Origin of the sequence: Acinetobacter sp. CIP 101966 (genome assembly GCF_000369725.1) — a bacterium.
Classification (GTDB): Bacteria; Pseudomonadota; Gammaproteobacteria; order Pseudomonadales; family Moraxellaceae; genus Acinetobacter; species Acinetobacter lwoffii_Q.
The window spans coordinates 609790-620871 of sequence record NZ_KB850160.1 but is presented as its reverse complement, the minus strand read 5'-3'; the positions used below and the strand labels follow the sequence as shown (position 1 = coordinate 620871).

10 protein-coding genes and 1 pseudogene are annotated in these 11082 nt (G+C 42.8%); 5 read left to right on the top strand and 6 right to left on the bottom strand.

What is annotated here, in order from left to right; genetic code table 11:
- Positions 1-132: 132 nt before the first annotated feature.
- Entirely contained in the window at positions 133-969 is an 837-nt protein-coding gene (locus F891_RS09040) for a posphoenolpyruvate synthetase regulatory kinase/phosphorylase PpsR (protein WP_004278781.1), read from the top strand.
- Positions 970-1215: 246 nt separating this feature from the next.
- Here the strand turns inward: F891_RS09040 and F891_RS09035 are convergent, their stop codons facing one another.
- From F891_RS09035 to F891_RS09020, 4 genes are all read right to left on the bottom strand, one after another.
- On the bottom strand, positions 1216-1779 hold the full coding sequence (locus tag F891_RS09035; RefSeq protein ID WP_005263259.1) for an NAD(P)/FAD-dependent oxidoreductase: 564 nt from the start codon (positions 1777-1779) through the stop codon (positions 1216-1218).
- A gap of 485 nt (positions 1780-2264) precedes the next feature.
- Positions 2265-3269, bottom strand: coding sequence for an LLM class flavin-dependent oxidoreductase (locus tag F891_RS09030; RefSeq protein WP_005263257.1), 1005 nt, complete (start codon positions 3267-3269; stop codon positions 2265-2267).
- 170 nt (positions 3270-3439) lie between these two features.
- Positions 3440-3895: a hypothetical protein gene (locus F891_RS09025; protein ID WP_004278778.1), complete on the bottom strand. Its 456-nt coding sequence runs from the start codon at positions 3893-3895 to the stop codon at positions 3440-3442.
- Between the two features lie 246 nt (positions 3896-4141).
- On the bottom strand, positions 4142-4558 hold the full coding sequence (locus tag F891_RS09020; RefSeq protein ID WP_005263255.1) for a glycine zipper domain-containing protein: 417 nt from the start codon (positions 4556-4558) through the stop codon (positions 4142-4144).
- A 345-nt stretch (positions 4559-4903) separates the two neighbouring features.
- On the opposite strand from F891_RS09020, the gene prfA reads away from it, so the two are divergent.
- A complete protein-coding gene (gene prfA, locus F891_RS09015) occupies positions 4904-5992 on the top strand; it encodes a peptide chain release factor 1 (protein WP_004645400.1) in 1089 nt (362 codons plus the stop codon).
- Positions 5992-6810 carry a peptide chain release factor N(5)-glutamine methyltransferase gene (gene prmC / locus F891_RS09010; RefSeq protein ID WP_005263252.1) on the top strand — a complete coding sequence of 273 codons (819 nt, stop codon included), beginning with the start codon at positions 5992-5994 and terminating at the stop codon, positions 6808-6810. Before prfA ends, prmC begins: the two co-directional genes overlap by 1 nt.
- A gap of 182 nt (positions 6811-6992) precedes the next feature.
- On the opposite strand, the gene F891_RS09005 is transcribed toward prmC, so the two are convergent.
- Both F891_RS09005 and F891_RS09000 read right to left on the bottom strand, forming a co-directional pair.
- Entirely contained in the window at positions 6993-7346 is a 354-nt protein-coding gene (locus F891_RS09005) for a hypothetical protein (RefSeq protein ID WP_004278774.1), read from the bottom strand.
- Between the two features lie 229 nt (positions 7347-7575).
- Positions 7576-8598: an AraC family transcriptional regulator gene (locus tag F891_RS09000; protein WP_212749800.1), complete on the bottom strand. Its 1023-nt coding sequence runs from the start codon at positions 8596-8598 to the stop codon at positions 7576-7578.
- 138 nt (positions 8599-8736) lie between these two features.
- On the opposite strand from F891_RS09000, the gene F891_RS08995 reads away from it, so the two are divergent.
- Positions 8737-9507 (top strand): SDR family NAD(P)-dependent oxidoreductase, encoded by a 771-nt coding sequence (locus tag F891_RS08995; protein ID WP_005263250.1) that lies wholly within the window; start codon positions 8737-8739, stop codon positions 9505-9507.
- Positions 9508-9753: 246 nt separating this feature from the next.
- Positions 9754-10888: pseudogene (locus F891_RS08990) on the top strand (acyl-CoA dehydrogenase family protein).
- Positions 10889-11082 lie beyond the last annotated feature (194 nt).

Here is an 11082-nt window from a genome sequence, read left to right as displayed (position 1 = left end):
TATTAATCACTATCTCGGCATGAGAGTATAGCAAATCATCTAGGTTTTTGATTTTACTAAGCGACAGTCATGTAAGATCGGTTTACTATAAAGATTATATAGCACTAAGACAAATGTTGGAGGAGAATTTTAATGTCGGAAGGTAAACAAATTCAGCGTAGTGTTTTCTTTATTTCAGATGGTACCGCCATCACCGCTGAAACCCTTGGACACTCGCTGTTAGCGCAGTTTCCGCATGTGAAATTTGACATTCATATTATCCCTTACATTAGTTCCGAAGAAGCGGCTACAAATGTGGTGGCAGAGATCAATGCAAGAGCTCAAATCGACGGTGAAAAACCGCTGGTATTTGATACCCTAGTTGATCCCTATGTGCGCGACATTATTAATACTGCAAATGCAGTAAATCTCGATGTATTTGAAGGGCTTATTAGCAAATTGGCTGATGAATTAGGCACGATTCCTACAACTTTAGTCGGGCAGACCCACGCGGTGACCGACTCTGAGTCCTATAAAGCTCGTATTGATGCAGTGCATTTTGCTTTAGACAATGACGACGGCGCACGTACCCGTCATTATGATAAAGCTGACCTGATCCTGATTGGTGTATCGCGTTCAGGTAAAACTCCGACCTCTATTTATCTGTCTTTGCAGTTCGGTATTCGTGTAGCAAACTATCCGCTAACTGAAGAAGATTTGGACGATAACCGCCTGCCAGCCGTGCTGCGACCGCATAAAAACAAGCTGTTTGGCCTGATGATTGATGCGGAACGCCTGGTAGCCATTCGTTCTGAGCGTAAGGCGAATAGCCGTTATGCCAGCTTTAGTCAGTGTCAGATGGAGTTACGTGCGATTGAAGGGATTTATATTTCGGAAGGCATCAAGTACCTGAATGTCTCTGAAATGTCGATTGAGGAAATCTCAACACGTGTGTTGCAGATGACCGGTTTAAAACGTCGAATCGGTTAAGAAACCAACCAGAGCCAAACTTCGGTTTGGCTTTGATTTATAGCTAAAAATTACAAGTAAGCACTGATTAATCGAAATAATGTATGAGTTTTATAATACCAACGAAATACCAACTATCATACTTTAAAATATAAGAGGGTCTTCTTTGTTCATTTTGTTGAATAAATCATCATGTTGGTTCTTGGCGCGTAAATCAGAATCTCATTATCAGCTCATTAATTCCTTATCTTTACTTGTCAGTACGAGTTATTTTTCTGCTGAATAAGTATGAATAATGATATCCACGGGATGCTGTTCACCATTGATGCAATGAATCGTATTTTCCGAAATTTTTAGAATCGGCCAGGTAATCAGCTGGCAATTTTCACGTTGTAGGGCAGCATAATAATGATCTGATTTCAGATAAATTTTACGGGAAGATGCAAGATTTGGCATTAACTGGCGTCTTAGCCACAAATTCTGCACCTGATTTTCTAAAAACCGCAGAGAAAGCAAGCTTTTAATGCGGTTGTTAAATAAGCGGCGATTTTTACCAATCAATGGGTGATTAATAATTCGTTGCAGAATTCGGTCGGAACCGGGCAGTACAAAAGCAGGATTAATCTGGAAAACTTTTACCGAACGGGCATGTTGACTGATTTTATCCAGCTGGCTCACGGTAAACTGATCTGTGCCAATAATAGCAATATCTTTATCTGCATAATCCAATTCTAACAGTTCGGAAGAGGGCACTTTAATTCCATTAAACTGCTGAAAATGTTCGGGGCGATTTTCAAAAATACCAGCGTGTGGATCCTGCTTGGTAGACATTAGAATTCCTTGAATTTATTTAATAATTAATTTTCTTTGTATGAGATATAAACAAAAACTCAAGCCAGGGTAAAGTGAAAAATTTAACTTAGACAGTCATCTATTTGAGCAAAATATAAAATCTGATTTTATTGAAGACTGAATAGATTTACATGCGATCCAAAAGGAATGACTTTTAACTTGACGAGATCGACGAAGGAAATAAAGTTGAGTTATTTGTCAAAGAAGAAGCAGTTTAATGGTGTAGTCGATATAAAATCTGACTTTATTGAAGACTGAATAGATTTACATGCGATCCAAAAGGAATGACTTTTAACTTGCTGAGATGGATGAAGGAAAAGAAGTGAAGTGTTCGTTTAGGGAAGAAGTTTTTTAATGGAGGAGGTCGATAGAAATGCTTTTACTGAGATATTTCTTTTGGTCATTTATCTTTAAATATTAAAAACATCTACCCATTGCTGAGAATAGGTAGATGCAACTCTTATTTACTGACCATTTTTAATTTGCATCAACAGCTCAAAGTTATGTAGGCGTTTGTCAGTGTCATAGATGTCGCAAGTAAAGATAAACTCATCCACGTCATATTTGGCTAAAAGCGATGCCAGACCGGCTTTAACGGTTTCTTTGGAACCGACCTGAGCCATGGCAAAGAAATTATCAACTGACATTTTTTCTGGAGGTGACCACAGGCCTTCCATCAAATCAATTGGGGCTTTAAGTTTCAGGCTTTGCCCACGAATCAGTGATAAAACCCGCTGATAGGCACTAGTCGCTAGATATTGTGCTTCTTCATCGGTATCTGCGACACAGATCGGTACGCCCATGGAAACATAGGGACGATCGAGATATTCAGACGGTTCGAAATTGTCACGATACAGCTGAATGGCCTGACCCAGCATACGCGGGGCAAAATGCGAAGCAAAGGAATAAGGTAGACCAAGTTTTGCCGCCAGTTGTGCACTAAACAGGCTGGAACCTAAAAGCCATACGGGTACATGCGTGCTTTGACCTGGCGTTGCTACAATACGCTGTCCTGGAATTGGATCTTTAAAATATTGCAGAATTTCCAGAACATCCTGCGGGAATTGGTCTTCGGTTTCCTGACGGCCACGACGCAGGGCACGCATGGTCATTTGGTCGGTACCGGGAGCACGGCCCAGACCCAGTTCAATACGATCTGGATAGAGCGTTGCCAAGGTGCCGAACTGTTCTGCCACTACTAGTGGAGCATGATTCGGCAGCATAATTCCGCCAGAGCCTAAAGTTAAGGTTTTGGTATTCGCCAATAAATAGCCTAAGAGAACTGCGGTTGCTGAACTGGCAATGCCATCCATATTATGATGTTCTGCCAGCCACATCCGGCGATAACCCAATTTTTCTGCTGTTTGGGCAAGTTCCAGCGCATGGTTCAGCGCGAATTGAATGCTCTTGTCGTCACGAACAGGAACCAGTTCGAGTATAGAGAACTGGGTATCGTTAAGCGTACGCATAGTATTACTCTTAAATAGACATCTCTAAAAGCATACGACTTTAGAAGGCGTTTGTATATCGAAAAAAATCGATATAAGTGTAAACCAAAAGATAAAGATAAAAAATAAAGGCAAAAAAATAAGCATCCGAAGATGCTTATAAAGGAGGAAAGAATAAGGGGGGGAGAATCTTAACGACGACGGTTGTTATAGCGATAATCGTTATAACGGTAGTTACGAGAAGAGTTATAGCGACGTTCGCTGCGGTCATCATAACGACGGTCTTCGCTGACTTTCTTACCTAAAGCTGAGCCACCTGCTGAACCCAGTGCCGCACCGATATAACCACCGTTGGTGCCTGCCATGTTTCGGCCAACTGCATAACCTGCACCGCCACCTAAAGCACCACCGATAATCGCACCATTACGGTCACGTTTATTTGCTGCTACTGCGGCACCCGCACCACCACCAATCGCTGAACCGATTGTTGCACCAGTAGTACCGCCCATTTTATTGCCTACTGCGGCACCAACGACACCACCCAAAGCAGAAGCTAAAGCTGTATTGGTTGTATTGCCTGCATTGGCAGCTGTCATACCCATGGCTGAGGTTGCTACGACAGCGATCATTAGAGATTTATAGTTCATGAGGACACCTTTTATATATCTAGCTATATTTTGTTGATGAGATAAATTTAATCTAGCAAGCGCCAAACAGCATGGAGGCAATGTTGGCGAATTGTGATTTTTATCTCCTTAATTGATTCATGATGTGGACAGGATAATTCCATGTATTACTTGAAATTTCATGTTATGAAACAGTAATAAAAAAAAGCACCAAAAGGTGCTTTTCATGTTAAATGTAGTGTCTGGTCTAAACTGCCTGAGCGCAAATTAACGGTGACGTTTTTTCCAGTGTTTAGAGCGTTTTTCCACTGCTTTATCTTTGGCAATCTTGTTACCCAGTGCCGCACCACCGGCAGCACCTAAGGCTGAACCGATATAACCACCGTTAGTACCGCCCATATTTTTACCTACGGTATAACCGGCACCGCCACCTAGGGCACCACCAATGGCAGATTCAGTACGGTTTTTCTTGCTGCTTGCAACTGCTGCACCGCCAGCACCACCTAAAGCAGCACCAATGGTTGCGCCGGTGTTACCGCCCATGTTTTTACCTAATGCTGTACCTGCAACACTACCTAAAGCACTTGCTGCTGCAACACGCGCTGTACTGTCGGCATGTGCGTTTACGGTCATCATTGAACCAGCAGCTAAAACTGTACTCATTAAAAGTGCGTTGAGTTTCATGTCATCACTCCGTGTCCATCAACAGGACTGTAATTATTTCGATGCGGAAAATGTAACAAATCATGCCCAAAACAATATGAAGATGTTTCTTCATAATTCCCTGCTTTATTTGGCGAATTGTAAAATCGGCAAGAAATAAGAATAAGATCGACTATAAAAAAAGCAATTCCACTGTTTTTAATCATATTTGTTAACAAATGCTGTAGAGCACGAATGATAGCAACGCTGACTTACTCAATAATGATGTTCATTAGAAGCCAGAGTCGTTAAACTAGGCGCAATTTTTTGATTTCGCTGTGCTAAATCGGTTTTTAGTCGCAGCCTATGTTTGAGATTTTTTAGAAAATGAAAGAATCGTTACGTTTACGATTAGACCAACTCTCTGACCGCCATGAAGAATTGACCGCATTGCTGGCTGATGTAGAAGTCATTTCTGATAATAAGCGCTTCCGTCAATTGTCACGTGAGCATAATGACTTAACAGAAATCACCAATGTCTGGACCAAGTACAGACAGGCTGAAGAAGACATTGAAACAGCTCAGGCCATGCTGTCAGATCCGGACTTTAAGGAAATGGCACAGGAAGAAATTAAAGAGAATAAAGCTTTAATTGAATCGCTTGAAGCAGACTTAAACATCCTGATGATTCCGAAAGATCCGAATGATGCCAACTCGGCTTATCTTGAGATTCGTGCCGGAACAGGTGGCGATGAAGCAGCGATTTTCTCGGGCGATTTATTCCGTATGTATAGTAAATATGCAGAAAACCAAGGCTGGCGTATTGAAATCCTCTCTGAAAATGAAGGCGAACATGGCGGCTATAAAGAAGTCATCTGCCTGATTAATGGTGACGGTGTTTACGGTCGTTTAAAATTCGAAAGTGGTGCGCATCGTGTACAGCGTGTACCGGCGACCGAATCACAAGGCCGAGTGCATACATCAGCATGTACCGTTGCGATTCTTCCTGAAATTGATGTTGATACCTCGGTCGAAATCAATTCATCCGATTTGCGGATTGATACGTATCGTGCTTCAGGTGCAGGCGGTCAGCACGTTAACAAAACCGATTCTGCAGTACGTATTACCCACATTCCAACCGGCACCGTAGTGGAATGTCAGGAAGAACGTTCACAGCATAAGAACAAGGCCAAAGCGATGGCACTGCTGGTATCACGTTTGGAAAATGCCAAACGTGCAGCAGCAGATGCAGCAACCTCGGAAATGCGTCGTGACCTGGTGGGATCGGGTGATCGTTCAGAACGTATCCGTACTTATAACTATCCGCAAGGTCGTATGACCGATCACCGCATTAACCTGACTTTATACAAGCTGGATGCCGTGATGGAAGGTGATTTGACTGAATTGCTGGATAGCCTGCATCGCGAATATCAGGCGGATCAGTTAGCCATGCTTGCACAGCAGAATGGTGGATAATGAATATTTTACAAGCCTTGGCTTTGCGCGGCGAAGCTGAAAGTTACGAACGTCAGGAAAATGCCTGGTTACTGGAACACATCACCAAGATTGATTCATTTGATCTGCTGATGAAAAAGGATCAGGAATTAACCTCTGAGCAGGAACAAGCTTATAAAGACGGGTTGGCGCGTATTGCTGCTGGCGAGCCTTTGGCTTATGTCACTGGTTCACAGCCATTCTGGACTTTGGACCTCAAAGTGACCAAAGATACCTTGGTGCCACGTCCGGATACTGAAGTACTGGTTGAGACTGTGTTGAAATTGGATCTGCCTGATGATGCCCGTGTGGTAGATTTGGGTACAGGTACTGGCGCAATTGCCTTATCACTGGCATCTGAACGTTCTAACTGGACAGTAACGGCTTCCGATATCTACGAGCCTACGCTTGAGGTGGCGAAATATAATGCGGAACAACATGATATTGAGAATGTAGAATTCGTTCTAGGTTCATGGTTGAAACCATTTGGCCGTCAATTCTTTGATGCCATTGTATCGAATCCACCCTATATCGACCCTGATGATGTGCATATGCAGAATTTGGCGACTGAACCGGAACGTGCGCTGGTGGCAGATAAAAAGGGGCTGGCCGATATTGAAATGATTATTCTGCAAGCCAAGAAGCATTTGACCGTGAATGGTTGGGTGGTGCTTGAGCATGGTTATAATCAGGCAGACGCCGTACAACATCTATTTAAACAGGCGGGTTATAAGCAAGTCCGCACGGTTAAAGATTATGGCGGGAATGATCGCGTAACTTTGGGTCAATGGCCACATTAATCTGTCATCTATCTTTATAAAAAAGCGACCGATGTGGTCGCTTTTTTATTGGATTTTTTCTTTATAAATTCCTGACTGCATCTGAAACCTTAAGTATTTTGAATGACATGACGCCAACGCAGTATAACTAAAAACAAAAAAGCGATGCCAGAGCACCGCTTTCGAGGAATTTTTAAAAATAATTACATTGGATAGTCTTGTAGACAGTCATAGACTTCTACCTGATCCAAACTGCCAGTTTCCATTGCCAGACAAAGCGCTACAACTTTCAAAGTGTCTGCCAGAGATTTTTCATCTTTCAAGGCAATACCTTGTTGTAACTCGTTGATACGTTCTGCCGGAATTTCAAGGGCCTGAGCTGCTTCCACAGCATCTACTTGGTTAAAGAAGTGCAAAATTGCATCTTTCAGTTCTGCATCCGATGCATTTAAAATCCCTTGATTCAACTGTTCTGTGATGAGATCAGTCGAAGAAAATAAAGCTTTAGAGAAGTTTTGGACAAGATTTTGCCCAAGTACATCAGTCATCTTTAACATGGAGATACCTTCAACTAGAAAGGAAAATGGAGAGTACAGCCAATAGCAAAAGTGCTATAAATTGAATGAAAAATAATCTATCTCCGGGTGAATTGCAAAGCTTTCTGGGTGACTGTGTAGTCCTGCTAATATATATTTTAGGGCTTGAAATATATAATCATAATAAAAATAAATGTTTAGAATCCAAGTGTTTTTTCGGTAATATTTTTAAAGTCTAATTTTATATAAATTATCTAATATTATTTTGTCGATACGCACCTGGACTGACGCCAGTCCACTTTTTGAATGCACGATGAAATGCACTGGATTCCTGAAAGTTAAGCTGATCGCTGATCTCTTGTAAACTTTGTTCAGTACGGGTCAGTAATTCAATTGCGGTATCCCGGCGTATCTCATTTTTTAATTGCTGATAGCTGACACCTTCACTTTTTAAACGCCGTTGCATGGTGGCTTCAGACATATTCATTTTTAAGGCTAGTTCATTCAGTTCCAGCCATTCTGCCGGCGAAACCTGTAGCAATTTTCGGCGAATCTGGGTGCTCAAGGCATAGGGGTTTTTAAAACGCACCAATAAATTTTGTGGTGTTTGCTGAATAAACTGATACCAAGACTGAGTATCCTGTTTAATCGGCAGTTGCAGATAGCTGGCATCAAATTGCACGTAATTTTCGCTGGCCTGATATTCAATCTGTTCACAGAATCGAACTTTGTAATCAAAATCATTCAGTGGTGCTGCACATTTCAATTGAATCTGATTAAGCAAAATCCGTTGTCCACTTAACCAGCAGATCAGGGTATGAATCAGCATCAGATAAGTCGCATAACTAAACATGCGTTTGGTTGTTTTTAAATCATAAATCACGATATAGGCATAGTGTTCCTCAACCATGAGCGTGCTTTGCAGGTCGTCCAAAACCAAGTTGAGAAATTGCAGAATGTTTTGCAGCGCTTTTTCCAGTGTATCTGCCTGCATAACCATTTTCGAAAGCAATTTAAAACTGCCACGACGCATGGCATGGCTGTCCATGCCAAAAAATTCGTCATTCATGCTGTCTGCAAGCACAGTCCATAATTGGGCAAATTGGCTGACCGACACGCGTGCCTTGGGAGCATTTAATACTTCTGCTGGGATATTGGCTTTTTTCAAAATGGCAGCGATATCAAATTGCAGCCGTTTGGCATCCAGCAATGCTTCGTTCACCAGGTCAATCGAGATGGTGCCTTTGCTATATTCCAGTGCAGGCTTATGCATATTCAGTCTGACATCCTTGTTTTCATTGTCCAAATACATCATGCAAGATGCAATATTTGGAAATTGTACAGAATAAAAACTCTGTTTACTCTGCATATTAAGTCGTATCTGAAATAGAAAAATCGCTAGGAAATAAACATGAACATTCAGGGAAAAGTTATTGTGATCACTGGTGGTGCCTCAGGTTTGGGTGCAGCTACAGCGACTCATTTGGTTGAACACGGTGCTAAAGTGATTCTGGTCGATATGAATCAGGAGCAGGGTCAGGCATTACAGCAGCAACTGGGCTCACAGTCTGAATTTGTACAGCTCGATGTGACCGATGAACAGACAGTTGAAGCTTTCTTCGCTCATGTTGAAAGCACATATGGCCAACTGAATGGTTTGATCAACTGTGCCGGGATTGCGCCATCCGCCAAAGTATTGGGTCGTAACGGCATCCATGAATTGGCAATGTTCCAAAAAGTGCTGAATATTAATGTAAACGGTACTTTTAATATGTTGCGTCATGCGGCGGCTTTAATTGCAAAATATGAGCTGCAAGCTGGTGAAGAAGAACGTGGCGTGATTGTGAACACCGCTTCGGTTGCCGCTTATGACGGCCAAATTGGTCAGACTGCCTATGCGGCTTCTAAAGGTGCAGTCGTCGCAATGACTTTACCTCTGGCACGTGAACTGGCCCGTGAAGCGATCCGTGTCATGACCATCGCGCCGGGCATTATGGAAACTCCGATGCTAAAAGGCATGCCACAAAATGTCCAGGATGCTTTAGGACAAATGGTGCCGTTTCCACCACGTCTGGCAAAACCACAGGAATTTGCCCATCTGGTGGGACATATTTTTGAAAATAGTTATTTGAATGGTGAGGTCATTCGTTTGGATGGCGCAATCCGTATGCAGCCTAAATAAGTTTTCGATTTATATAGGACATGATGATTTGCACAGCTACCAATTTCTCATTGAATTTAAATGAATTTGCTTAAGCATGCATTTTCTTTTGAAGGATCAAAAGAAACAAAAATCCTTTGCGAAACTGAAGATACATCCCTGTATCTCAGTTTCGCAGGCGACATCCATACCGCCTTATCCGACGTGCCAACGATCTCAATAGTAAAAAGCTTGAAGTAAATAAATAGATATAGAAAGGGAAGTTCAATGATTTTAAATGATGAACAAAAAATGATTCAGGACATGATGCGAAATTATTCGCAGCAGAAACTGAAACCGACAGCGGCCTTACGCGACAAAACTGCACAATTCCCAGCACAAGAACTTAAAGAGCTGGGCGAGCTTGGCGCACTCGGCATGACAGTGGCTGAAGAATGGGGGGGCAGGCCTAGATTATGTTTCACTAGTCTTGGCACTAGAGGAGATCGCTGCAGGTGATGGTGCAATCTCGACGATTGTCAGTGTGCAGAATTCTTTGCCTTGTGGTATCACCCAGCGTTATGGCACAGAGGCACAAAAACAGCAGTATTTGACTAAACTGGCAACAGGTGAATGGCTAGGCTGTTTCTGCTTGACGGAACCTCAGGCCGGTTCGGATGCCAGTTCGCTGGAGTGTAAAGCCGAACGCGATGGCGATGAATGGGTGCTAAATGGTACCAAGCAGTTTATCACGACAGGTAAACACGCACAGATTGCACTAGTCTTTGCTGTGACTGATAAATCTGCAGGGAAAAAGGGTATTTCATGCTTTCTGGTGCCGACCGATGCACCGGGTTATATCGTGTCACGCCTAGAAGAGAAAATGGGTCAGCATTGTTCCGATACCGCGACCATCGTTCTGGATAACTGCCGGATTCCGGCTGCCAACCTGCTGGGCCAGGAAGGTGAAGGCTATAAAATTGCCTTGTCGAATCTTGAATCGGGTCGCATCGGGATTGCAGCACAATCAGTCGGTATGGCGCGGGCTGCACTAGATGCTGCAGTGGAATATGCCAATGAACGCAAAGCCTTTGGTGTGGAAATTGTGCAGCATCAGGCTGTGGCGTTCAGGCTTGCAGATATGGCGACACAAATTGAAGCCGCACGTCAGCTCGTTTTGCATGCTGCAACATTAAAAGATGCAGGCTTGGCGTGTTTAAAAGAAGCATCGATGGCAAAACTGTTTGCATCGACTATTGCAGAAAGAGTCTGCTCGGATGCGATCCAGATTCATGGTGGCTACGGTTATGTCTCTGATTTTCCGGTCGAGCGAATTTATCGTGATGTACGAGTGAGCCAGATTTATGAAGGTGCATCGGATATTCAACGTCTGGTGATTGCACGTGAAGTATGTCAGCGCTGATTTTTAATTTAAAAAACAGACTTTGATTGATGTTCAAATCTGGCACTTACGTTGATGGATATGGAAATTGCAGGATTCAACTGAACATGATGATCTAAAGACATACAGTACGAATAATCGAAAAATAAGCCTTATTCATGTTCTAGCCCTAGGGCATGAATGCAGATTTGAGAAAGTATGCTGAGGGAATCAGC

Bases quoted from the DNA above. Each gene is read 5' to 3' on its own strand.
- F891_RS09040 (WP_004278781.1), top strand. From the start codon at position 133: ATGTCGGAAGGTAAACAAATTCAGCGTAGTGTTTTCTTTATTTCAGAT.
- F891_RS09035 (WP_005263259.1), bottom strand. From the start codon at position 1,779: ATGTCTACCAAGCAGGATCCACACGCTGGTATTTTTGAAAATCGCCCC.
- F891_RS09030 (WP_005263257.1), bottom strand. From the start codon at position 3,269: ATGCGTACGCTTAACGATACCCAGTTCTCTATACTCGAACTGGTTCCT.
- F891_RS09025 (WP_004278778.1), bottom strand. From the start codon at position 3,895: ATGAACTATAAATCTCTAATGATCGCTGTCGTAGCAACCTCAGCCATG.
- F891_RS09020 (WP_005263255.1), bottom strand. From the start codon at position 4,558: ATGAAACTCAACGCACTTTTAATGAGTACAGTTTTAGCTGCTGGTTCA.
- prfA (WP_004645400.1), top strand. From the start codon at position 4,904: ATGAAAGAATCGTTACGTTTACGATTAGACCAACTCTCTGACCGCCAT.
- prmC (WP_005263252.1), top strand. From the start codon at position 5,992: ATGAATATTTTACAAGCCTTGGCTTTGCGCGGCGAAGCTGAAAGTTAC.
- F891_RS09005 (WP_004278774.1), bottom strand. From the start codon at position 7,346: ATGTTAAAGATGACTGATGTACTTGGGCAAAATCTTGTCCAAAACTTC.
- F891_RS09000 (WP_212749800.1), bottom strand. From the start codon at position 8,598: ATGCATAAGCCTGCACTGGAATATAGCAAAGGCACCATCTCGATTGAC.
- F891_RS08995 (WP_005263250.1), top strand. From the start codon at position 8,737: ATGAACATTCAGGGAAAAGTTATTGTGATCACTGGTGGTGCCTCAGGT.